The organism is Roseovarius sp. (genome assembly GCF_040223625.1).
Lineage (GTDB): Bacteria > Pseudomonadota > Alphaproteobacteria > Rhodobacterales > Rhodobacteraceae > Roseovarius.
In genome coordinates, this window is record NZ_JAVKFX010000003.1 from 103,997 (window position 1) to 125,020 (window position 21,024).

At 65.6% G+C, this 21,024-nt stretch carries 23 protein-coding genes; 11 read left to right on the forward strand and 12 right to left on the reverse strand.

Features of this window, described 5'->3' with window-relative positions:
* Positions 1 to 7 precede the first annotated feature (7 nt).
* The 3 genes from ccmI to RLN94_RS00935 are packed head-to-tail and all read left to right on the forward strand — an operon-like array spanning position 8 to position 1,943.
* Complete coding sequence (gene ccmI / locus RLN94_RS00925) at positions 8 to 1,234, forward strand: c-type cytochrome biogenesis protein CcmI (protein ID WP_350125067.1); 1,227 nt, start codon at positions 8 to 10, stop codon at positions 1,232 to 1,234.
* A complete protein-coding gene (gene ruvX / locus RLN94_RS00930; RefSeq protein ID WP_350125070.1) occupies positions 1,231 to 1,707 on the forward strand; it encodes a Holliday junction resolvase RuvX in 477 nt (158 codons plus the stop codon). The genes ccmI and ruvX overlap by 4 nt, the downstream gene beginning before the upstream one ends.
* A complete protein-coding gene (locus tag RLN94_RS00935; RefSeq protein ID WP_350125073.1) occupies positions 1,704 to 1,943 on the forward strand; it encodes a DUF1289 domain-containing protein in 240 nt (79 codons plus the stop codon). Before ruvX ends, RLN94_RS00935 begins: the two co-directional genes overlap by 4 nt.
* A gap of 137 nt (positions 1,944 to 2,080) precedes the next feature.
* On the opposite strand, the gene RLN94_RS00940 is transcribed toward RLN94_RS00935, so the two are convergent.
* Positions 2,081 to 2,863 (reverse strand): hypothetical protein, encoded by a 783-nt coding sequence (locus RLN94_RS00940; protein ID WP_350125076.1) that lies wholly within the window; start codon positions 2,861 to 2,863, stop codon positions 2,081 to 2,083.
* A complete protein-coding gene (locus RLN94_RS00945; protein ID WP_350125079.1) occupies positions 2,857 to 3,681 on the reverse strand; it encodes a sulfite exporter TauE/SafE family protein in 825 nt (274 codons plus the stop codon). The genes RLN94_RS00940 and RLN94_RS00945 overlap by 7 nt, the downstream gene beginning before the upstream one ends.
* Positions 3,682 to 3,848: 167 nt before the next feature.
* Here RLN94_RS00945 and RLN94_RS00950 point away from each other — a divergent pair, with 167 nt between their 5' ends.
* Positions 3,849 to 5,024, forward strand: a complete 1,176-nt coding sequence (locus tag RLN94_RS00950) for a multidrug effflux MFS transporter (protein ID WP_350125082.1) — start codon at positions 3,849 to 3,851, stop codon at positions 5,022 to 5,024.
* 7 nt (positions 5,025 to 5,031) lie between these two features.
* Here the strand turns inward: RLN94_RS00950 and dusA are convergent, their stop codons facing one another.
* The 3 genes from dusA to RLN94_RS00965 form a co-directional block, all read right to left on the reverse strand.
* Positions 5,032 to 6,045: a tRNA dihydrouridine(20/20a) synthase DusA gene (dusA, locus tag RLN94_RS00955; protein WP_350125085.1), complete on the reverse strand. Its 1,014-nt coding sequence runs from the start codon at positions 6,043 to 6,045 to the stop codon at positions 5,032 to 5,034.
* 206 nt (positions 6,046 to 6,251) lie between these two features.
* Entirely contained in the window at positions 6,252 to 7,898 is a 1,647-nt protein-coding gene (locus RLN94_RS00960) for a thiamine pyrophosphate-binding protein (RefSeq protein WP_350125088.1), read from the reverse strand.
* Positions 7,899 to 7,912: 14 nt separating this feature from the next.
* A complete protein-coding gene (locus RLN94_RS00965; RefSeq protein WP_350125091.1) occupies positions 7,913 to 8,656 on the reverse strand; it encodes a FadR/GntR family transcriptional regulator in 744 nt (247 codons plus the stop codon).
* 136 nt (positions 8,657 to 8,792) lie between these two features.
* Here RLN94_RS00965 and RLN94_RS00970 point away from each other — a divergent pair, with 136 nt between their 5' ends.
* The 5 genes from RLN94_RS00970 (at position 8,793) to RLN94_RS00990 (ending at position 12,861) form a co-directional block, all read left to right on the forward strand.
* On the forward strand, positions 8,793 to 9,689 hold the full coding sequence (locus tag RLN94_RS00970; RefSeq protein WP_350125094.1) for an NAD(P)-dependent oxidoreductase: 897 nt from the start codon (positions 8,793 to 8,795) through the stop codon (positions 9,687 to 9,689).
* Between the two features lie 65 nt (positions 9,690 to 9,754).
* The gene (locus tag RLN94_RS00975) at positions 9,755 to 10,726 is read left to right on the forward strand and encodes a TRAP transporter substrate-binding protein (RefSeq protein ID WP_350158755.1); all 972 of its coding nucleotides are present in this window, start codon (positions 9,755 to 9,757) and stop codon (positions 10,724 to 10,726) included.
* A 52-nt stretch (positions 10,727 to 10,778) separates the two neighbouring features.
* On the forward strand, positions 10,779 to 12,065 hold the full coding sequence (locus RLN94_RS00980; protein WP_350133175.1) for a TRAP transporter large permease: 1,287 nt from the start codon (positions 10,779 to 10,781) through the stop codon (positions 12,063 to 12,065).
* The gene (locus RLN94_RS00985; RefSeq protein WP_350133177.1) at positions 12,062 to 12,535 is read left to right on the forward strand and encodes a TRAP transporter small permease; all 474 of its coding nucleotides are present in this window, start codon (positions 12,062 to 12,064) and stop codon (positions 12,533 to 12,535) included. Before RLN94_RS00980 ends, RLN94_RS00985 begins: the two co-directional genes overlap by 4 nt.
* On the forward strand, positions 12,532 to 12,861 hold the full coding sequence (locus RLN94_RS00990; protein WP_350133179.1) for an NIPSNAP family protein: 330 nt from the start codon (positions 12,532 to 12,534) through the stop codon (positions 12,859 to 12,861). The genes RLN94_RS00985 and RLN94_RS00990 overlap by 4 nt, the downstream gene beginning before the upstream one ends.
* A gap of 188 nt (positions 12,862 to 13,049) precedes the next feature.
* Here the strand turns inward: RLN94_RS00990 and RLN94_RS00995 are convergent, their stop codons facing one another.
* Positions 13,050 to 13,550 (reverse strand): YciE/YciF ferroxidase family protein, encoded by a 501-nt coding sequence (locus RLN94_RS00995; RefSeq protein ID WP_350133181.1) that lies wholly within the window; start codon positions 13,548 to 13,550, stop codon positions 13,050 to 13,052.
* Between the two features lie 162 nt (positions 13,551 to 13,712).
* Here RLN94_RS00995 and RLN94_RS01000 point away from each other — a divergent pair, with 162 nt between their 5' ends.
* Positions 13,713 to 13,907, forward strand: a complete 195-nt coding sequence (locus RLN94_RS01000; RefSeq protein ID WP_350133183.1) for a hypothetical protein — start codon at positions 13,713 to 13,715, stop codon at positions 13,905 to 13,907.
* 334 nt (positions 13,908 to 14,241) lie between these two features.
* On the forward strand, positions 14,242 to 15,384 hold the full coding sequence (locus RLN94_RS01005) for a TauD/TfdA family dioxygenase (RefSeq protein ID WP_350133185.1): 1,143 nt from the start codon (positions 14,242 to 14,244) through the stop codon (positions 15,382 to 15,384).
* A gap of 66 nt (positions 15,385 to 15,450) precedes the next feature.
* Here RLN94_RS01005 and RLN94_RS01010 read toward each other — a convergent pair whose 3' ends face one another.
* From RLN94_RS01010 to RLN94_RS01035, 6 genes are all read right to left on the reverse strand, one after another.
* Complete coding sequence (locus RLN94_RS01010; RefSeq protein ID WP_350133187.1) at positions 15,451 to 16,317, reverse strand: sulfotransferase domain-containing protein; 867 nt, start codon at positions 16,315 to 16,317, stop codon at positions 15,451 to 15,453.
* Positions 16,310 to 17,149: a sulfotransferase domain-containing protein gene (locus RLN94_RS01015; protein WP_350133189.1), complete on the reverse strand. Its 840-nt coding sequence runs from the start codon at positions 17,147 to 17,149 to the stop codon at positions 16,310 to 16,312. The genes RLN94_RS01010 and RLN94_RS01015 overlap by 8 nt, the downstream gene beginning before the upstream one ends.
* Positions 17,146 to 17,976: a sulfotransferase domain-containing protein gene (locus RLN94_RS01020; RefSeq protein WP_350133191.1), complete on the reverse strand. Its 831-nt coding sequence runs from the start codon at positions 17,974 to 17,976 to the stop codon at positions 17,146 to 17,148. Before RLN94_RS01020 ends, RLN94_RS01015 begins: the two co-directional genes overlap by 4 nt.
* 110 nt (positions 17,977 to 18,086) lie before the next feature.
* Entirely contained in the window at positions 18,087 to 19,286 is a 1,200-nt protein-coding gene (locus RLN94_RS01025) for a porin (protein ID WP_350133193.1), read from the reverse strand.
* A 322-nt stretch (positions 19,287 to 19,608) separates the two neighbouring features.
* Positions 19,609 to 20,694 (reverse strand): 3-carboxy-cis,cis-muconate cycloisomerase, encoded by a 1,086-nt coding sequence (locus tag RLN94_RS01030; protein ID WP_350133195.1) that lies wholly within the window; start codon positions 20,692 to 20,694, stop codon positions 19,609 to 19,611.
* Positions 20,691 to 21,024, reverse strand: a 334-nt coding sequence (locus RLN94_RS01035; RefSeq protein WP_350133197.1) for a 3-keto-5-aminohexanoate cleavage protein, incomplete at its 5' end; no start/stop codon positions are given. The genes RLN94_RS01035 and RLN94_RS01030, both read right to left, overlap by 4 nt.

Sequence of the window (21,024 nt, forward strand, 5' to 3'; positions counted from 1 at the left end):
AGGCCCCATGCTCTTCTGGATCATCGTCAGTGCCATCGCCCTTTCCTGTGGCGCGATCCTCGGGGTCGCGGTGCTCAGGGGGCGTGCCGGGGAGGAGCCGCCCGCGGCCTATGACCTGCGGGTCTATCGCGACCAGCTCAAGGAGGTCGATCGCGACCTCGCGCGCGGAGTGATCAACGCGGAGGATGCCGAGCGCCTGCGGGTCGAGGTGTCGCGCCGGATCCTGGCGGCCGATGCCAAGCTGCGAGATGGCGGCGAGAGCGGCGGGCAACCGAGGCTGGCGGGCTGGGCGATGACCGTGCTGGCGGTGATCGGACTGGGCGGCGGGGCGATGCTGCTCTATTCGGAACTGGGGGCGCCGGGCTATACGGATGTGCCGCTGAAGGGCCGGATCGCCGCGTCGGACGCGGCGCGGGCCAACCGGCAGACGCAGGCTGAGGCCGAGGCGCAGGTGCCCGAGGCGGAGGTGCCGTCGAACGCGTCCGAGGAGTTCCTGGCGCTGATGGAGAAGCTGCGGGAAACCGTCGAACAACGGCCCGACGATCAGCGCGGGCTGCAGCTTCTGGTGCGCAACGAGGCGGCGCTTGGTGATCTGAAGGCGGCCTATGCGGCGCAGCGGCAGCTGATCGAGGTGAAGGGCGATGCGGCCACTGCGGCGCATTACGCGCTGCTGACCGACCTGATGGTGTCGGCCGCGGGCGGCTATATCTCTCGGGAGGCGGAGGAAGCGATCCGCGCCGCGCTGGAGCTCGAGCCGCGGGAGCCGCGGGCGCGGTATTACCTCGGGCTTTACTACATGCAGGTCGACCGGCCCGACGCGGCCTTCCGCACGTGGCGGACGCTGCTGGAGGAAAGCCGGCCCGGGGCGCCCTGGGTGCCGCTGATCCGCAGCCGGATCGAGGAGGTGGCATGGCGTGCGGGCGTCGAATACCAACTGCCCGAGATGGAAGAGGCCCCCGGCCCCAGCGCCGAAGACGTGGAGGCCGCGGGCGAGATGAGCGATGCCGAACGCGGAGAGATGATCCGGGGCATGGTCACCCGCCTGTCGGAGCGGCTGGCCAGCGAAGGCGGCACGGCCGAGGAATGGGCCCGGTTGATCGGCGCGCATGGCGTGCTGGGCGAGACGGAGCAGGCCCGGGCGATCTGGCAGGAGGCGCAGCAGGTGTTCGAGGGGCGCGAGGCGGAGTTGGAGATCCTGCGCGGCGCCGCGCGTGAGGCGGGAGTGATGGAATGATCTGCGAGACGATCGAGGACTTCGCCGCCGCCCTGCCCCCGATGCGGCCGATCCTTGGGCTGGACCTGGGCGAAAAGACCATCGGCGTGGCGGCGTCGGACGGCATTCTGTCCTCGGCCAACGCGGTGGAGACGATCAAGCGGAAGAAGTTCGGGCTGGATGCCGCGCGGCTTCTGGAGATTGCCGGGGGGCGTGAGGCCGGCGGGATCATCCTCGGCCTGCCGCGCAACATGGACGGCTCGGAAGGGCCGCGCTGCCAGTCGACCCGGGCCTTTGCCCGCAACCTCGAGCGACTCACCGAGCTGCCGATCGGCTACTGGGACGAGCGCCTGTCGACGGTTGCGGCAGAAAGGGCACTGATCGAGGCAGATTTGACACGAAAACGTCGGAAAGAGGTTATCGACGCGGTCGCCGCCTCATATATCCTGCAGGGAGCACTGGACCGGCTGAGGCATGTGAGGGCAGGCAATTGAACGATAACGCTCCAGTCTGGACGCGCGACGAGATCGAGAGTCCCTGTGTCAGGGTCTGCGTGGTGCATCCCGAGGCGCGGATCTGCACCGGCTGTTTCCGCACGGTGGACGAGATCGCCCGCTGGTCGAAGATGACCCCCGAGGAACGGCGCGAGATCATGGCCGCCCTGCCCGACCGCGCGCCGATGCTGCGCAAGCGGCGCGGCGGGCGGGCGGCGCGGCTGTCCCGGGGCTGAGTTTGTCCTGAAACGTGGCTGGGGGCGCTGCCCCCGACGTTGAAATCCTTGCGGCTTTCAACGCCTCCCCCGGAGTATTTCCGGAACGGTGAAGGGTTGGGCTGCTGCTTCTTCTGGCCGGAAGCGCCCCCTTTAGTTCAGGGCAGATCGAGCCAGACGCGGGTGCCGTCGGGAAGCTCGGGGCGGAAATAGGCGATCATCCGGCCGTCGGGCGGGGCGGTGGCGCCGTCCTGCCAGGGCGCGACGCCGTGCAGGGCGAGGCGGTGGACGAGATAGGCCTCGCCCGGCTTGGCCGGCAGCGTGATACGGCGGCAGGTGTCGAAGACCTCGCGGCGGGTGGCCTTGTAGATATCGGTCAGGTCGGTGTCGGCCCAATCGGTTTCGGGGATGTCCTTCAGCGCTTTGAAGGCCGCGCGCATGACGTGGTGGCTGCCTTCCCAGACGGTCATCGGGGCGGCGCCGGCGCTGCATTCGGTCAGCGGCAGGCCGAGGATATAGGCGTGGCGCTCCTTGAGCATGCGGCGGCGGTCGGGCCCGATGGCGTGGAAGCCGTCGACATGGGCCGCGTCGCGGTTGAGGCGGTAGCGGAAGGCGGCGTCGCTTTCGCCTTCGCGCGGGCGGGGGTAGCCGGGGTAGACCACCGAGACCTGCGCGCGGTGGAGCGGCAGGGTGCCGTAGAGGGTTCTGGCCGCGTCGTAGGCCTCGCCCGTGAGCGGCCCGCCGCCCGCATCGCCCGCGGTATCGTTGGGCAGGGCATCGACGCCCACGAACCAGGTGCCTTCGCAGGTGAGCCATTTCGCCCGCAGGCCAGGGTCTTTCACCTGTTCCCTCGCAACCTGAAGGGCCCAGGCGGCCCAGTCTCGCACCGCCGGCTCGGCGGGGAACTTGATCCAGCCCTTGTCGAGGAGCTGGTCTACCATCCGAGCGACTTGCGCAACATGTTGACCGCCACCAGCAGCAGGAAGACCGCGAAGACGCGTTTGAGCGGCTTGGGGTCCATCGCGTGGGCGAGTTTCACGCCCCAGGGCGCGGTGATCAGCGTCATGGCGATGACCACGACGAAGGCCACGAGGTTGACCGCGCCGAAGGTGAGCGGCGGGCGGTTCTCGGGCGCGATGGTGAGGAACAGGAAGCCGATGACCGAGGGCACCGCGATGGTCACGCCGAAGCCCGCCGCGGTGGCCACGGCGCGGTGGATGGGCACGCCGTAGAGGCTCATCAACGGCACGCCGAAGCTGCCGCCGCCGATGCCCATCAGCACCGACAGGAAGCCCAGGATCGGCGAGAGCAGCCCGCGGGTGACGCCACGGGGCATGGCCGGGCCCAGCCGCCAGTCCGACCGGCCGAGGCCGAGGTAGAGCCCGATGACGATGCCGAGCACGCCGAAGACGCCTTGCAGCACGGTCGAGCGCAGGGAGGCGGCCACCATGACCCCGGCAATGGCGCCGACAACGATGCCGGGCATCCATGTCTTGAGGATATGCCAGTCGACCGCGCCCTTCTTGTTGTGGCTGAGGGCCGAGCGGATCGAGGTGACGATGATCGTCGCCAGCGAGGTGGCGAGGCAGATCTGCATGAGCTGCGGGCCGTCATAGCCAAGCGTTTGGAATGCATAGAAAAAAGCGGGCACCAGCACGATGCCGCCGCCCACGCCCAGCAGGCCGGCAAGGACGCCGGCGACGCCGCCGATCACCAGCAAAAGCGCCAGCATCTGGAGGAGCAGCATGGTGTCGGGCATGGGGGATATCCTTGATATTGGCGCCGGATCGCGGGCGCCATGTTGAGCGGAAATCCGCACCGGCAGCAAGCGGGAATCCCGGCATTGCCTTTTTCGAAACCGGCTTCTAGGTTTCCGGCGCGCGATGGGCGGCCGGGTATCGGGCCGCGTTTGTGAAAGGACATCCCATGTTACGAACCGGGTTGGTGCTCGGCCTGCTGGCGCTGGTCGGGCCTGCGGCGATCGATATGTATCTTCCGGCGATGCCGCGGATCGCGGCGGAGTTCGGCACGTCCGAGACGGCGGTGCAGATGACGCTGACGGGGTATTTCATCGCCTTCGGCGTGGCGCAGCTTGTTTACGGGCCGCTGGCCGATCAGGCCGGGCGGCGGCTGCCGATCTTTCTGGGGCTGGGGATATTCGTGGTCGGCGCGCTCGGCTCGGCGCTGGCCGGGTCGGCCGAGGCGCTGGTGGCGTGGCGGGCCGTGCAGGGCCTGGGCGGCGCCGCGCTGATGGTGGTGCCGCGGGCGATCATCCGCGACCAGTATACCGGGGTCGAGGCGACGAAGCTGATGGCGATGATCATGCTGGTGATCGCCATCTCGCCGATGCTGGCGCCGCTGGCGGGCAGCGGGATCATGGCGCTTTCCGGCTGGCGGGCGGTGTTCTTCGTGCTGGCGGGGCTGGGTGTTCTGTCGGCGGTGCTGACGCTGCTGGCGCAGCCCGAGACGCTGCCGAAAGAGCAGCGGGTGAGGATCTCGGTGCGTTCGATGCTGCGGGGCAGCCGGGTTCTGCTGTTTGATCCGGGCTTCATGGGCGTGACGCTGATCGGCGGGTTCGGGATGGCGAGTTTCTTCGTGTTCCTCGCCTCGGCGCCGTTCGTCTATGTCGAGCAGTTCGGGCTGTCGCCGACCGGGTTTTCGGTGGCCTTCGCGCTCAATGCGATCGGGTTCTTCACGGCGTCGCAGATGGCATCGTGGCTGGGCGCGAAGATGGGGATGCGTCGGCTGATCCGGCGGGGCGTGACGGGGTTTACCCTGTTCACGCTGGCGCTGGTGGGCGTGGCGGCGACGGTTGGGCCGACGCTGCCGCTGGTGGTGGCGGGGCTGTTCTGTGCCAATGCCTGTCTGGGCGTGGTGATCCCCACCTCGATGGTGCTGGCGCTGGACGATCACGGCGATATCGCGGGGCTTGCCTCGTCACTGGGCGGCACGCTGCAGATGCTGGCGGGCGGGCTGATGATCGTGGCGGCGGGGCCGTTTTTCGACGGTACGGCGCTGCCGATGCTGGCGGCAATTGCGCTTTGCGGAGTGATCGCGACGGGTCTGACCGTGATGATGCTGCCGCGGGAGCAATACGCCTGAGGGCGCCCTACCCCGCCACCGGTGCGCCGGTGACCTGTGCGAGCGCCTCCTCGACGAGGGCGTAGTCGGCGCCCGGCCGGGTGGCGCCTTCCGACAGGACCCGGCGCCACGCGCGGGCGCCGGGGCGTCCGGTGAAGAGGCCCAGCATGTGGCGGGTGATCTGGTGGAGTTTGCCGCCTTGGGCGAGGTGGTGGTCGATATAGGGCTGCATGGCACGGACCGCGTCTTCGGGCGTGCGGTCGGGGGTGTCTTCGCCGAAGATCAGCCGGTCGGCGGGCCCGAGGATATCGGCCGGGTTGTGGTAAGCGGCGCGGCCGAGCATGACGCCGTCCATCCCCGCATCGAGGAAGGCCTTTGCCTCGGCCAGGGTGGAGATGCCACCGTTGACGGAGAGGTGCAGCGCCGGGAAAAGGGCTTTCATCCGCTGGACGAGATCGTAGTCGAGCGGAGGGATGTCGCGGTTCTCCTTGGGCGAAAGGCCCTGAAGCCACGCCTTGCGGGCGTGGATCGTGAAGCGCGACACGCCGGAGGCGGCGACGCGGGAGAGGAAATCGGGGAGCACCTGTTCGGGGTCCTGGTCGTCGACGCCGATGCGGCACTTGACGGTGACCTCGACATCGGTGGCCGCGATCATGGCAGCGCAGCAATCGGCGACAAGCGCCGGCTCCTTCATCAGGACCGCGCCGAAGGTGCCGGATTGCACCCGGTCGGAGGGGCAGCCCACATTGAGGTTGATCTCGTCATAGCCGGCCTCGGCGCCCATGCGCGCCGCCTCGGCCAGTTCATCCGGGTCGGAGCCGCCGAGTTGAAGCGCGACCGGGTGTTCTTGGGGCGAAAAGTCGAGCAGGTGTACCGCCCCGCCGCGAACCAGCGCGGGGGCCGTCACCATTTCGGTATAGAGCAGCGCGCGCGCCGAGAGCAGCCGGTGCAGGTAGCGGCAATGCCGGTCGGTCCAGTCCATCATCGGGGCGACGGACAGGCGGGATGATGTCCAAACAACTGATTTCACGTCACTATTCATGTCTCGGCCATCAGCAACTCAAGGTCGAAAAACCATTCTTGCGGGTTATGCCGTATTCTGCCGGGTTTTGCGAACCGTGTTGCTACGACCTAGCAATTTACGGCGCAGATGCCACCCCAAGGACATGCCGCGGCTCCCGAACCACAGTCGAGGCCTTCGGGAGCCGCCTTCCGAGAGTCAGGAACCGCATGAAACGGAGTCGAAAATCAGGTTCCTTCAAGCCTAAGCTTCGGCGACAGGGCCGCGGGATCGAGCTTCAGATGCAGGATCGCCGGCAGCCCGCTGTTTCGCGCGGAGGTCAACGCAGGTCCGAACGCCTCCGTCGTGGTGACGGTGGCGCCGAACCCGCCATAAGATCGGGCGAACTCTGCAAAGTCGGGATTGCGCAACTGGGTGCCCGAGGGACGGCCCGGATAGTTTCGCTGCTGGTGCATGCGGATCGTGCCGTACATGCCATTGTCCGAGACGATGGCGATCACGTTTGCCCCCCGCTCACAGGCCACGCCAAATTCCTGAAGGACCATCTGAAAGCATCCATCCCCGGCAAGGCAGATCACGTCGCGATCCGGGCACTGCAGCTTCGCGGCAATCGCGGCAGGCAGGCCATAGCCCATCGAACCCGAGGTCGGTGCCAGCTGGGTACGCCAACTGCGATAACGGTAATAACGGTGCAGCCATGCCGAGTAGTTTCCGGCGCCGTTGGTGAGAATCGCGTCGTCGGGCAGAACCTCGTTGAGATGGGCGATGACCTGCTCCATCTTGAGCGCGCCGGGGGTCTCCTGCGGTTGCTGCCATGTCTCGTAGTCGGCGCGGGCCTGCGAAAGCCACGTCCCGCCGTCACGCCGCTTTGCCGCGCCGGCCAGTTGTCTGACCACGGGCCCCGGCTGACCGACGACGGCCAACTCGGGACGGTAGACACGCCCGATTTCCGAGGGGTCGGCATGGATATGGATCAGCGCCTGCGCGGCGACGGGCGGCGTCAGAAGCGTGTAGCCCGACGTGGTCATCTCGCCCAGACGGGCCCCGAGGGCAAGGACGACATCGGCGTCGCGAACCCGTTGGGCAAGGGCGGGATTTACCCCGATGCCAATGTCGCCGACATAGTTCGGATGGCGGTTGTCGAGAAAGTCCTGACAGCGGAAGGATGCGCCCACGGGAAGCCCCATGGTCTGCGCGAACTCACCGAGCGCCGTCGCCGCCCCGGCGGACCAGGTGGCACCGCCGACGATCACCATCGGGCGTTCGGCACTGGCCAGCCGGTCGATCACCGCGGCGATATCCGCCTCTGCCGCAGCGCCGGAGGGCAATGTGGCCGCGGGAACGGGCACGCCTTCGGCGAACCCTGACAGCATGTCCTCGGGCAGCGCCAGCACCACCGGCCCCGGGCGCCCGGTCTGCGCGACGTGGAACGCGTGGCTGACATATTCGGGAATGCGGTCGGCGCGGTCGATCTCGGCCACCCACTTGGCCAGCGGGCCGAACATGGCGCGGTAGTCGACCTCCTGAAAGGCTTCCCGGTCGCGCTGGTCGCTGGCCACCTGCCCCACGAAAAGCACCATCGGCGTGCTGTCCTGAAAGGCGACATGCACCCCCGCGCTGGCATTGGTGGCGCCGGGCCCGCGGGTGACGAAGGCGACGCCGGGCTTGCCGGTCAGCTTGCCGGTCGCCTCGGCCATCATCGCCGCGCCCCCTTCGTGCCGGGCGACGACGACGTCGATGTCGTTGTCGTGCAGCCCGTCCAGCGCCGCGAGAAAGCTCTCGCCGGGTATGCAGAACACACGCTCGACCCCCTGGGCCGCAAGGCATTCCACCAAAAGCGCACCGCCGTGCGGCGATGTCGGTGTCTCTTTCATCGTGTCAAATCCTCTCAGGCGAAATCGGCGCGCGCGGCCAGCCGGTCGGCCGCCCGTTCGAACCGGGTGCGGGTGGCGGTCCGGGCCGCCTCGACATCCTTTGCGTGCAGCGCATCGAGCACGGCCCGATGTTCTTCCATGATCGCGGGCCCGAATTCCGAGGCGGCTGCGTTCTTGAGAAAGGCCGAGCGCAGGTTGTTCTGGATGTTGGTTTCGATCATCGCCACGACCTCGGCGTAATAGGGATTGTTGGAGGCCTCGGTGATGTGGCGATAAAGCAGAAGCTCGGTATCGACCCGTTCTTCCAGCGCATCGACCGGGCCCCGCGCATCGGCCTCGGCCATCTGCCGGAAGAGCGCGTCGATCTGAACCATCTGCGCCTCGGTCCGGGTGCTGGCCGCCAGTGCCGAGGCGCCGGCCTGGACCCCGGTGCGCAATTGCAGCAACTGGACGATCTGCTTGCGCTTCTCGAAGCAGGCCGGGCTGATCCGGAAGGCCGAGCGTTGCGAGGCGTCGGTGACGAAGGCCCCTACCCCGCGACGCGAATCCACGAGCCCGTCATAGCGCAGCAGCGAGATCGCCTCGCGCACGACGGTGCGGGCCACGCCGAAGCGTTTTGCCAGTTCGGCCTCTGTCGGTAGCCGGTCACCGGGGGCAAGCTGGCCACCCTCGATGGCGGCGGTGATCGAAACGGCGACCTCGTCAGGCAACCGGCGTGGCCGGTCGATGCGATCAAAAAGCCCTTGGGAATCAGGCATGTTGCGAACCTCCATAGTCCGGCTGTGGCGGCGGCATCTTACCGCGCCCTTCGGACGGCTACAATTTTTTAATCAGAAAACAGGTTGTCAGACAACCTGTTTTAGTGCTTTGTAGCGAAGAAACTTGGAGGACAGGATGAGAATCGGATTGATCGGGCTGGGCGGCATGGGGCGCGGGCTGGCTAAGAACATGGCCGCGAAGGGCATCGACCTGACGGTGACGGATCTTGATGCCGGGAAAGTGGATCTGGCGGTCAGCCAGGGCGCGACCGCGGGCACAAGCGCGGTTCAGATGGCCCGGGACTGCCAGGTGCTGATGGTCTGCATCACCACCGCCGAGGCGGTTCAGGCCCTGATGCTCGGCCCCGAGGGCGCACTGGCCGCGATGTCGCCCGGCGACATCCTCGTCGATCACACCACCGTCTCGGCCGAACATGTCGACGTGATGCGTGCCGCCTGCGATGCGGTCGGCGTGCAGTATTGCGAGGCGCCGATGACGCGCACCCCGGCCCATGCCGACCGGGGCGAGGTCAACATCCTCTTCGGCGGCGAAGAAGAATTGATGGAGCGTCTCCGCCCGGTCTTCGAGACCTATGCCGAGAACATCTTTCACGTCGGCCCCGCCGGCCACGCCATCCGGCTGAAGCTGATCCACAACTACATCGCCTTCGCCAACGTGGCCTCGTTCTGCGAGGGCTTCGCGCTCGCCGCGAAGGAGGGGCTGGACATGACCAAGGTGATCGGAATCATCTCGGCCGCCGGCGGCAAGTCGGGGATGATGGATCTCTATGGCGAGATGACCCTGCTGCGGGATTTCACGCCGCACATGTCGCTGTCGAACGCGCAGAAGGACGTGCGCTATTACGCCGAGTGGCTGGAACAGGCCGGCCTGCCCGGCTTCATGGCGCAATCGGTGCATCAGACCTACGCGCTGGCCTCGATCATGGGGCACGGCGACGAAGGCTGCACCGCGGTGATCAAGGCCTACGAGGAACTGACCGGCGTCGAGGCAAAACTGCCCGACCCCGTCTGAACGACCGTCACGGCGCCCGGGAAAGGGCGCCGGACAACGCCACATCAAAGGGAGGAAAACAAATGATGTACAAGACCTTGCTCGTATCCGCCGCCACGGCGGCGCTTGTCGCGGGAGGCGCCATGGCGCAGGACGTGACGCTTCGGCTGGCGCATTTCGCCGCCGAGACGCATCCCGGCCATACTGCCGCAAAGGCCTTTGCCGACGCGGTGGCAGACCGCACCGACGGCGCCGTCGAGGTCGAGCTTTACCCGGCCAACCAGCTCGGCAGCCCGCCGGAGCAGCTGGAACAGACGATCCTCGGGGCGATCGAGATGAACCTGCCCACGCAGGGCGGGCTCGACAAGTACGAGAAAGCGTTCGGCACCGTGATGACGCCCTTTGCCTTCAACAGCTACGAGCACGCGCACGAGGTGCTGGACGGGCCGTTTTCTGACTGGGCCGGGCCGAAGCTCGAGGAGCAGGGGCTGGTGCTGCTGTCGAACTGGGAATACGGCTTCCGCAACATCACCAACTCGGAGCGTCCGATCAACGCGCCGGAGGATGTGGACGGGCTGAAACTGCGCACCCCGCCCGAGTTGCAGATCGTCGCCGCGCTGGAAGGTCTGGGCGCCACCACCACGCAGATTGCCTTTCCGGAGCTGCCCAACGCCCTCAACCAAGGGGTGGTCGACGGCCAGGAAAACCCGATCGGCGTGATCTATCACTACAAGCTGAACGATTTCCAGGAGCACCTGGCGCTGACGCGGCATGTCTACAACTCGATGGTTCATGTCATCAACAAGGACGTTTTCGACAGCCTGACCGAAGAGCAGCAGACCATCCTGCGCGAGGAAAGCAAGAAGGCGGGCGACATGATGCGCGCCGCGGTGATCGCACAGGAGGAAGAGGAGATCGCCAAGCTGGAAGAGGCCGGCATGAAGGTCACCCGCCCCGATCTCGCCCCCTTCGCCGCCAAGATGGGACCGGCGCGCGAGCGTGTCGCCGAGTATTCCGGACAGGAGAACATGGAGACCTTCCTGAGCTTCCTGAAATGAACCGCGGCCGCCCGCAGGAGAGGCTTGCGGGCGGCCCCTGAAGGTCGATGACATGACAACTTTTCTGATACTCGGCGCGCTTCTGGTGCTGATCGGGCTGGGCGTACCGATTGCCGTCGCGCTCGGGCTGACTGCGGTGGGCTTCTATGCGCTTCAGGGCGATTTCGGCATCCTCGCCATGGTGCCGCAACGCATGTTCTCGGCCACCACCGGGTTCACCCTTCTGGCGATCCCCTTCTTCATCCTTGCCGGCACGCTGATGAATACCGGCGGCATCACCAATCGGATCTTCCGCTTCGCCAATGCCTGTGTCGGTCACGTGCGCGGCGGGTTGGGTCAGGTCAACGTGCTCGCCTCGCTGTTTTTTTCCGGCATGTCGGGCGCGGCCGTGGCCGATGCCGCCGGGCTGGGCCAGGTCGAGCTGAAGGCCATGGCCGACAAGGGCTATGACCCGGATTTCAGCGCCGCGATCACGGCGGCGTCGTCGACCATCGGGCCGGTGTTTCCGCCGTCGATCCCCTTTGTTCTCTATTCCTCGATCACCGGTGTCTCGGTGGCGAAGCTGTTCCTCGCAGGCGTGGTGCCGGGCGTGCTGATGGCGCTGGCGCTGATGGCGGCGGTCTGGTTCATGGCCCTGCGCCACAAGATGCCGCGCGCCGATCACATCGACTGGGTCGAGATCTGGCAAAGCTTCAAGGGCGCCGCCCTGTCGCTGCTCACACCGATCATCATCATCGCGGGGATCTTCGGCGGGCTTTTCACCCCGACCGAGGCGGGCGTCGCCGCCAGCGCCTATGCGATGTTCCTGTCGATGGTGGTCTATGGCGAGATCAAGCCGAGCCAGCTGCCCGGCATCTTCTGGAGCACGTTGCAAAGCACGGTCAGCGTGATGTTCGTTATCGCCGCGGCCGGGTTCTTTGGCTGGCTGCTGGTGCATCAGCGGGTGCCCGACGCGCTGGTCTCCTCGATGATCGGTTTCTCGGACTCTCCGGCCGTGATCCTTGCCATCGTTGTGCTGATCCTGCTGGTGCTGGGCATGTTCCTCGAAGGCATCGCGGTGATCGTCCTGACGGTGCCGCTGTTCGCCCCGGTGATGGCGCAGATCGGGGTCGATCCGATCCAGTTCGGGGTGATCATGATCATGTGCTCGATGCTGGGGCTGTTGACGCCGCCGGTGGGAATGGTGCTCTTCGCGGTCTCGGCCGTGGCGAAAATGCCGGTGGGCCGGTTGTCGCGGGCGCTCGTCCCCTACCTGATCGGACTGGCCCTGGTGCTTCTGCTGGTGGTCTCTGTGCCCGCGGTCTCGACCTTGCTGCCCACGCTGGTGCTGGGCGAATGAGGCGGCTCGACCACATCATCGGCCAGGTGCTGCGCGCCGTGCCCATCGCCTGCCTTGCCGCGCTTTTCGTACTGCTCTTCGTGAACGTGGTGGCACGGACCTTTCAACTGGCGGGCTTTGCTTGGTTCGACGAGATCGTGCAGGGTCTCTTCGCCTGGATGGTTTTCGTCGGCGCCGCGGCGCTATGGCGCGAGAAGGGCCATTTCCAGGTGCTCTGGCTGGAAGACACGCTGTCCCCTGCCCCGGCCCGGGCGCTGCGCATCCTGATCACCCTGCTGGGCCTCTGTTTCATCTGCGTGATGAGCTGGCACGGCGCCCTGCTGGCCCAGAAGGCCCGCGCGCTGACGCCCATTCTGGGCCTGCCCACGTCGCTTTTCTATGCCGCGATCCCGATCTCGGGCGCGGTGATGATCGTCTACTCGCTGGCCGATCTGTTCCGACTCCTCAGACGAAAGGACCCTTCGCAATGATTCTGGATCATCGCACCTACACCTGCCATCCCGGCCGCATCAAGAAACACATGAAGCTTTACGAGGAGCACGGCTGGGAAGCGCAACGCCGCCACCTGGGAGAGCCGGTGGTGTATGGTGCCGTGGAAACCGGCGACGTCAATTCCTACGTCCATATCTGGGCTTATGAGGATGCCGCGGACCGCGCCCGCAAGCGGGCGGCCCTGGCCGAGGACCCGGAATGGCAGAAGTTCCTCAAACTGAGCGCAGAGAGCGGCAACCTCGCCAGCCAGGTCAACACGATCCTGATCCCGGCGCCGTTCTTCGGCAAGCCCGCCAAGGGCTGATCCTTTCACCAGAGGAGGCCCCCCCGGGAAATGCTGGCGGGGGTCTTCGACCAGCCGCCATCGTGGATCGTCTCGATCCGGACGCCAGGCGGCAAAGTCAATTCCCGCGTTCAATGCTAATGGCTCACTGAAGCGTTCGAGGCCGGCGGCCGGACAAAACCTTTGGCCCGGCCGCCGAGATAGCTGTATCAGGCAGCCTGGTTCAGCCGCGATTTGGCGACCTTGTTGAGCTTCTCGTCCGCGGCCTTTTCCTCTTCGAGCGTCTGCTTGAGGAGTTCGGCGCAGTCCGAACGGCCCAGTTCATCGGACCAGGAGATCAGCGTGCCATAACGGGTCATCTCGTAATGCTCCACGGCCTGGGCGGCGGCCGCCAGTGCGGCGTCGAGCACGTTCTGGTCGGAGATCTCGCCGGCGACCTCATTGGCCTCCTTGATGATCCCGTCGATCGCCGGGCAGGTCGTACCCTTCGGATCTTCACCGATAAGGCCGAACACCTTCTCGAGACGCTCCACGTGGCCGTGGGTCTCTTCCAGGTGCCCTTCGAAGCCGCTCTTCAGCTCGGGGTTGCCCGCCTTATCGATCATCTTGGGCAGGGACTTTTCGATCTGCTTCTCGGCATAATAGATGTCCTGCAGCATGTGCAGGTAGAGTTGCTCGAAGTTTTCGATGTCCTTGGAAAACAGTGCCATTGCTCGGCTCCTTTGTTGAGTGGTGAGACTCCTTGAACAGAACTGGGCGAGGATTTGTTCCTGATCCTCCGCAACACGGAACATCCGCGCGGGCTGTCCGTTCTGTCAGCACTGCGGCCCGAAACCCGACGGGCTTCCGGCCGACCACGGAAAGGAAACGACATGGTCAGATTTCTCCTTGGCGCAGCGATCGCCCTTTATGCCTACCGGGCCTGGAGCCGCCGCCGTCCTGCACCGCGGCAATATGTGCGCGACGCGGGACCGTCGCAGATGCGCAACCCGCCGCGTCGGTGGGACATGGTGGACGAGACGGTCGATGAATCCTTCCCCGCCAGCGACCCGCCGGGCACGTATTGACGGGATGTTTTCAAGGGGCGCCGCGCTCCGGCGAGCGTGGCCGGGGTGTGCGCTGGCCGGACAGCGGCCCCCTTCAGACATTGCCATTGGAAGTGCCAGACCGGGACGAGAGCGCCCACTACACATTCATCCGATATGACCGGCCCGATCCAACTGTTTGAATACCGGGTGCGGGCCTGCAATACATTGGGAATCAGAGGTCAGAACGCCGGATATGCCGATGCCCTATGAAAGCCAAACCGGAAAGCCGGCCATGACCGAAGCGGCCGATCAGGCCCCCTGAGCCCGCCCCCATCCATCCATAGACCACCCTTTAACCAGACGGGAGACGACCATGACGCAAGCCGAGGTCCAGCTCACGGACAACGGACTTTATGCACCGCTCAGCGGCGGTGAGACCTATTTCAACTATCATTGGCTGCGCGATGCCGATCCGACGACGATCGACCCGCAGACGCGGGAGCGCGTGTTCGACGTGACCTCTCTGGAGGCTGCCCCGAGAGCGCGCAGTGCGCGCATTGCTGAGGACACGCTCAAGATCGACTGGGCGAACGAGGCGCATGTGACCCGCCTGCCGCTGGACCGGCTGGAGGCCTTCGTGGCCAATGGACGCAAGCCCGACCCGGCCGACCTGCCCCGGCGGCTTTGGTATGCGGGGCATGACGCACAGTTCCGGCGCATCACGCAGGCCGAGGTCGAGGGCACGGACGAGTGCCGGGCGCGGCTGGCGAGGGCGTTGATCGAGGAAGGCGTGGCGCTGGTGACGGAGATGGAGAACAGCGACGACAGCCTGACGCGGCTGGTCAATTGCCTCGGCCCCGTGACGCCCACGGGCGAAGGGCATTACTTCGAGGTTCGGTTGGAGATTGCGCCGACGAACCTTGCCTTTACCGCCGGGCCGCTGGAGATGCATACAGACCTGCCGGGCGAGGAGATGGCGCCGGGCGTGCAGTTCCTGCATTGCCGGGCCAACACGGTGGAGGGCGGCTACAGCCTGTTCCTTGACGGGGCCGCCGTGGCCGCCGCGCTGCGGGAGGAAGACCCGGAGGCGTTCGAGCTTCTGTCGACGCACAAGATCCCGTTTTTCTACCGGCACGATGGCTGGGATTACCGGGCGTGGCAGAAGGTGATCGAGCTCGATGCGCGTGGCAATGTCTCGGGCGTGACGATTTCCCAGCATCTGCAGGAGGATATGGACCTGCCGCAGGAGGTGCTGGATGCCTATTACCCGGCCTTCTGCAAGCTCATCCGGATGATGCAGGATCCGCGATTCGTCTGCCGGTTCCGGCTGAATGCCGGGGAATGCATCGTGTTCGACAATCACCGGGTCGTGCATGGCCGGGAGGGTTTCTCGGCCGAGAGCGGCGAGCGGCACCTGCGCGGATGCTATACCGACCGCGGCGCGACGTGGAGCACCTATCGCACACTGGCCGTGAAGGGGCATGACGGGCAGTCCATGGCGACGGCTGCGGAGTAGCCCCGCAAGACATATGCGCCGCGCCATCCCGGTGCGGTGAATGGACCTGACCGGCGCGGACCGGAATCAGCCCGCGGCGGCGACCTCGGCCGTTTCGTTCAGCAGTTCGGGATACCACTTTTCCAGCGTGGGCAGGAACGCCTCGCGGATGCGGCCGACCTGGGCCGGGGTGAGATCCTCGCGCCAGACGCCCGCCTGCCCTTTCGCGAAGAACGCCTGCATGCCGGCCGGGCGTTCGAAGAAGCCGTGCGCCTCTTCCTGTTTCTTCATCACCTCGAAGGTGGTGGCCTTGATGGACTTGGCGAGCTTGGCGCTGTCGGGCTTCACGCTGAGGAACTCCAGCAGGCCGCGCATCACCTTGGCGGGCTTGTCGAGCATGTCCTCGTAGCGCACCACGTGCCGCGGGAGGCCCGGCGCCCCTGTCCATGTTTCGACATGGGTGTCCCAGCGGCCCATCGCGTCGCGGATACCGGTTTCGGTGCCCATCATCGTCTCGGGGTTCATCATCCGGTCGATGGCGGTGTCGATGTCGGCGCTCTGGTGGCGGGCGAAGGAGGGAGCAAGGTCGAACGGGTTGCGCATGATGTAGACCGCGCCGGCAGTGACGTCGGGCGGGATCAGGTGGTGGCCCATGTATTGCACCGCCTGGCAGTGGGTCTTGACGAAATGGGTGCCGGGCTTGGAGCCGGCGATGAGGCGCAGGGCCTTGTCGCGGACGCGCAGCCATTCGCTGACGCTGTCGGTCGAGAACGGCGCGCCATTGGCGGCGTCGAAGAAATCCTGCCGGATGTCGGCCGTGGTGAAGCGGCGCAGGTTGTTGATGTCGGGCGCCTGCCCCGGCGGCATGAAGTAATGCGCCAGAAGGCTGCGCATCCAGGTGTTGCCGGATTTCGGGTAGGAGGCCAGCCAGATGATGCGCCGCAGGTTATTCATCGAGATATCCGTATTTTTTCATGACCTTGCGGTGATCCTTCTTCACCCGCTCGACGATCTCGGGCGCAAGCTCTGACTGCCACTGACCGCTTTGGCCCTTGGAGAAGAACCGGTCGTTCTTGGGCGAGCTTTCGACGAAGCCGCCCTCCTCTTCCTGCTTCGAAAGCTCGTCGAAGCTGGAGAAGCGGATGGCCTTCTTCAGGCGCTCGGGGTCATTCGGGATGCCGACGAGGTCGAGCACCTTGCCGAAGCTCGTCTCGGGGTCGGCGAGCATGTCCTCGTAGCGCAGGACGCAGACCGGATAGGGGGATTTGGTGGTCCAGCTTTCGACATGCTCGGACCAGCTTCCGAGGAATTGGGTGACGGTCGAGCCGTCGGCCGAGTTGGAATGTTCGGGGCTCGAGATTGCCTCGGCGGTTTCCGCGTGGCCGAGGCCATAGTGACGGGCGAAAGAAACCAGCATATCCAAGGGGTTACGGATGATGTAGATGGCCGATCGGGTGAGCCTGTCGGGGATTAGGGTGACGCCGAAGGCCTCGGTTCGGATGTTGTGGGTCTTGACGAAATTCACGTCGGCCTTGTTCGCCACGATGCCGCCCAGCACCTTGTCGCGCAGTTTCAGGGTCAGTTGGTAATCGCTGATGTCGATCTGGCGGCCGGCGACCATGTGGTACATCCGGGGGATGGAATCGCCCATGCCGAAGCGGTGGACCTGGTTGATGGGCACCGGTTTGTCGGCATTCATCAGGTAGTTGGCCAGGAAGATCCGGGTCCAGGTGTTGCCGGATTTTGGATAGGAAGCCAGCCATATGATGCTCTTGGGCGCGCTCATTCGAGGTATCCGTATTTCTTCATCATCTTGCGGTGCTGCTTACGTATCTTCTTGGCCAGTGCAGGTGCAAGCTCGGTCTGCCATTGGCCGCTGGTGCCGGAGGTGAAGAAGCGGTCGGAGAGTTCGGAGGTTTCCTTGAAGCCGCCGGCTTTTTCCTGTTTCGAGACTTCGTCGAAGCTGGAGAAGCGTACGGCTTTCTCGATCCGGCCCTCGTCGACCGGCAGGCCGGTATCGCGAAGCATGCGTGCAAAGCATCCGGTCGGGTCCTGCAGAAGGTCCTCGTAGCGCATGACATGAACGGGGAAGCGCTTTTCCTGGGTCCAGCTCGTGACGTGGTCGGACCAGGAGGCCCGGTACTCGGTCACCTGCTTCTCGGTCGCTTCGGTCACGTAATCGCTGCGCGCCATCAGCTCGACCGTGTTTTCGTGGCTTGTCGCGAAGTGGCGGGCAAAGGAGAGGGCCACATCAAGCGGATTGCGGATGATGTAGACGGCCGCCCGGGTCAGCTCGGGCGGCATCAGGTCGATACCGAAGACCTGAGAATCGACGTTGTGTGTCTTGATGAAATTAACGCTCGCACCATTCGAGGCGATAGCGTTCAGGAGGCGGGGCCGCAGTGCGAGAACCTGTCGCTTGTTCCGCGGGTCGATCGGGCCACCCGCGACCTTCCGATACATCGACGTGATGCTGTCGCCGAAACCGAAGCGGTCGGCATCATTGATCGAAAGCGGCTTAACTTCGTTGGCAAAGTAATTGGCAAGGAATATCCGCGTCCAGGTGTTGCCGGACTTCGGATAAGAGGCCAGCCAGACGATGCTATTTTTCATGTCACCCCGTCTGCGCCGCTCTGCCTGTCATACAGTCATGGCGCCGTAAAACGACGCAAGGCGGGGGGATTACTCACCCCCCCGCCCGCTAGGACGAACCTTACAGCTTCTTAGAAGCTCAGGTTGATCGCGGTACCCAGCAGGGTGCCTTCGATTTCGTCACCGCCGAACTGGGCGACGGGAACGTTAACGTCACGAGTTTCGTGAACGAGGTAGATGTCCCAATCGACGCCCGGTCCAAGCGTCCGGCTTGCGCCGATCTTGTAGGCTTCACGGTCGGTCCTGAACCCGGTGTCGGCACCGCCGGCAACGATATCGGTTTCCGACTGGTAGGTCAGAGCTTCGAAGGCCCAAGCACCGGCTGCGTCGTAGGTCACACCGAAGCTCCAGCCTTCGGAGTCGCCAAGGCCGACACCCGAAGTGATGAGCGTTTCGTCGTTGTCGTTCTCGGCCCAGCTACCACCGATGGTGATGTTGTTGAAGCCGACCTGGAAGCCAACGCCCCAAGTTTCGAAGTCCGACGCGCCTGCTACGAGGCTCGGCGTGTCACCCGTACCCCAGCGAGCGGCCAGGGTGATGTCGGTCGCGCCGAACGAGTTCGAGTAGTTCACACCGATGTCGAAGATGTCCGACAGAACGGTGTTCTTGTCGACGCTGTAGCTCGACGCCGCGTTGATGGCACCTTGTGCAGCATACGACACACCAATGGTCAGGCCGTTGAAGTCCGGCGTGTAGTAGGTGATACGCGAAACGTCGTTGTTGCCGCCAACCTCGGTATAGGACGAGATACCGGCTTGACGGAACGGCAGGGTCACCAGGTTAACCGGGGTGGCAGCAAACGCGGAGAGGGCAGCGTCGTAACCGGTGAACGGAATGAAGGCCGAGGTCGAGGGCGAGTTGATGTACATCGAGGTCACGCTCGGGGCGCCGACCATCGATTTGTAACCAGCCGAGTTTTCAGCACCCAGGTCGAGGCGGCCGAATGTGTCGCTGCTGATCGACATGTAGGTTTCGTCGATCCGTGCGCCAACGTTTTCGCCTTCGAGCTGGATGTTGATGCCGAAGGTCATGCCGTTGTCGAGAGTCACGTTCGGGGTGAAGATGATCTCCGAGGTCTGGTGCAGGGAGAGGCCATCGCCTTCCCAATCCTGACCACCGACGCCGAAGTTGGCGAGGTTGGTTGAGATGTCGCCGAACGCAACGTGCTGGTTCATGTAGCCGCCCCAGTCCAGGTTCCACTCCTGGGCTGCTGCCGGCGCAGCGGCGATGCCGAGAGCGATCGCGCTGGTGCAGAGAAGTTGCTTTTTCAAGGTTGTCCCTCCTAGTAAGCAGGAAAGTTTCAAGTTCCACCGCACCAGTACTTGGAGACGGCTTGATGATGGAATGGTCCAAATACCCCTCGGGTGTCAACGCGAGCCCCCCCGGTGGCGCGGTTGTTGCCCGCGTTGTGACGTAATAATCACACACTTCCGGCAGGCCCGGCACGGAAAGGCCCTTTTTTCCTTATAATATCCTGATTTCCGCCGTGTGGGGGCGTGTTGCCCCGAACTCTTCAGCGCCATCGCCGGCGGGGGAATCGGACGGGGAATTCGGGCGGTTTAACGGCCGAGTCGAGCGCGTCCGGAATCGGCTTCAGGACCCGGGTGTTCCCGTTTCGCCCCTTTCCTCTCCCATCCGTTCTATCGCGGCGGGAAGCGCCGCGGCCCGGGTCAGCGCGGCGCCGGTGGCGATCAGCATAGGCGGCAGGATGAGCCATTCGAGCGTCCAGGACATGCCGGAGCGTTCCTGTTCGTGGTCGAGCGCGAGGTGCAGGCCCGGTAGTTGCACGGCGTTGTACCGGGCGAGCGTGACCAGAAGCTCGGCGCTCACCGGGTTGACCTTGTGCGCCATTGCCGAGGAGGAGCCGCCGCCCCTGAGCCTGGCCGCGTCGATGCCCTGCTGGGTCATCAGGGCGGTGTCGTGGCCCATCTTGCCGAGGCTTCCGGTGACCATGGAGAGCCAGCCGCCAAGCTCCGCAAGGGGGCTGCGATCGGTGTGCCAGGCGGTTGCCGGGTTGCCGAGGCCGAGGGTCGCGGCCATGTGGCGGGCGATGGCATCGCCGTGGCCGTGGAACGTGCCGCGGGTGCCGACCGGGCCGCCGAGCTGCAACTGCAGAAGGCGTGGGCGGAGCGCGGCGAGGCGGTCGCGGTGCCCGGCCAGGGGGCAGCGCCAGAGGGCGATGCGGTCGGAAACGGTAACGGGTAGCGCCGCCTGCATCCGGGTGCGGGCCATGAGGGGGGCGTCGCCGAAACGGGCGTCGAGATCCGCAAGGGCGGCGTCGATCCGGTCGAGCCGGGTTTCGAAATCGTCGAGGATGTCGCGCAAGGCGAGGATCAGGGCCGTATCCATCACGTCCTGAGACGTGAGCCCCTTGTGGACGGCATCGCGCAGGGTGTCGGGCACGGCCGCCCGAAGCTGGCGGGAGAGCGAGGGGACGGGCATGCCGTCCTCGGCCGCGTCGCGGGCAAGACAGGCGGTGTCGATCTGCGCCCCTTCGATGGCGGTGGCGGCGGCCTCGGCGGTCTCGGGCGTCACCTGCCCCACGGCGCCCAGCGCGCGGGCATATGCGGCCTCGACGCGCAGCATGTCCTTAAGGCGCCGCGCCACGCTGAGCCGTTCGGCGGTGGGCGGGTCGCCTGCCACCGCCTCGAGCCAACCGCCGGGTTCGAACCCGGTCACGCGGACCTCAGGCCGAGGAGGGCGCGGGCCTCGGATGGCGTGGCGACGGGACGGTCGTACTTGCCGCATAGCTCGACCGTGCGCCGGACCAGCGCGGCATTGGAGGGTGCCAGCGTGTCGCGGTCGAGGCGCACGTTGTCCTCGAGCCCGGTACGCGTATGACCGCCCGCGGCGATGGCCCATTCGTTGACGACGATCTGGTTCGGCCCGATCCCGGCGGCGCACCATTGCGCCTCGGGCGCGCGGCGCCTGACCGTTTCGACGTAGAAATCAAAGACCTCCCTGTCGGCAGGCATGGCGTTCTTCACACCCATGACGAACTGCACGTAA

Excerpts from the sequence above, each read along its gene's own strand:
- RLN94_RS00945 (WP_350125079.1), bottom strand. The coding sequence starts at position 3,681 with ATGCCCGACACCATGCTGCTCCTCCAGATGCTGGCGCTTTTGCTGGTG.
- RLN94_RS00950 (WP_350125082.1), top strand. The coding sequence starts at position 3,849 with ATGTTACGAACCGGGTTGGTGCTCGGCCTGCTGGCGCTGGTCGGGCCT.
- dusA (WP_350125085.1), bottom strand. The coding sequence starts at position 6,045 with ATGAATAGTGACGTGAAATCAGTTGTTTGGACATCATCCCGCCTGTCC.
- RLN94_RS00985 (WP_350133177.1), top strand. The coding sequence starts at position 12,062 with ATGAGGCGGCTCGACCACATCATCGGCCAGGTGCTGCGCGCCGTGCCC.
- RLN94_RS00970 (WP_350125094.1), top strand. The coding sequence starts at position 8,793 with ATGAGAATCGGATTGATCGGGCTGGGCGGCATGGGGCGCGGGCTGGCT.
- RLN94_RS00995 (WP_350133181.1), bottom strand. The coding sequence starts at position 13,550 with ATGGCACTGTTTTCCAAGGACATCGAAAACTTCGAGCAACTCTACCTG.
- RLN94_RS00980 (WP_350133175.1), top strand. The coding sequence starts at position 10,779 with ATGACAACTTTTCTGATACTCGGCGCGCTTCTGGTGCTGATCGGGCTG.
- RLN94_RS01000 (WP_350133183.1), top strand. The coding sequence starts at position 13,713 with ATGGTCAGATTTCTCCTTGGCGCAGCGATCGCCCTTTATGCCTACCGG.
- RLN94_RS01020 (WP_350133191.1), bottom strand. The coding sequence starts at position 17,976 with ATGAAAAATAGCATCGTCTGGCTGGCCTCTTATCCGAAGTCCGGCAAC.
- RLN94_RS00940 (WP_350125076.1), bottom strand. The coding sequence starts at position 2,863 with ATGGTAGACCAGCTCCTCGACAAGGGCTGGATCAAGTTCCCCGCCGAG.
- RLN94_RS01010 (WP_350133187.1), bottom strand. The coding sequence starts at position 16,317 with ATGAATAACCTGCGGCGCATCATCTGGCTGGCCTCCTACCCGAAATCC.
- RLN94_RS00975 (WP_350158755.1), top strand. The coding sequence starts at position 9,755 with ATGTACAAGACCTTGCTCGTATCCGCCGCCACGGCGGCGCTTGTCGCG.
- RLN94_RS00965 (WP_350125091.1), bottom strand. The coding sequence starts at position 8,656 with ATGCCTGATTCCCAAGGGCTTTTTGATCGCATCGACCGGCCACGCCGG.
- ruvX (WP_350125070.1), top strand. The coding sequence starts at position 1,231 with ATGATCTGCGAGACGATCGAGGACTTCGCCGCCGCCCTGCCCCCGATG.
- RLN94_RS00990 (WP_350133179.1), top strand. The coding sequence starts at position 12,532 with ATGATTCTGGATCATCGCACCTACACCTGCCATCCCGGCCGCATCAAG.
- ccmI (WP_350125067.1), top strand. The coding sequence starts at position 8 with ATGCTCTTCTGGATCATCGTCAGTGCCATCGCCCTTTCCTGTGGCGCG.
- RLN94_RS01015 (WP_350133189.1), bottom strand. The coding sequence starts at position 17,149 with ATGAGCGCGCCCAAGAGCATCATATGGCTGGCTTCCTATCCAAAATCC.
- RLN94_RS00960 (WP_350125088.1), bottom strand. The coding sequence starts at position 7,898 with ATGAAAGAGACACCGACATCGCCGCACGGCGGTGCGCTTTTGGTGGAA.
- RLN94_RS01005 (WP_350133185.1), top strand. The coding sequence starts at position 14,242 with ATGACGCAAGCCGAGGTCCAGCTCACGGACAACGGACTTTATGCACCG.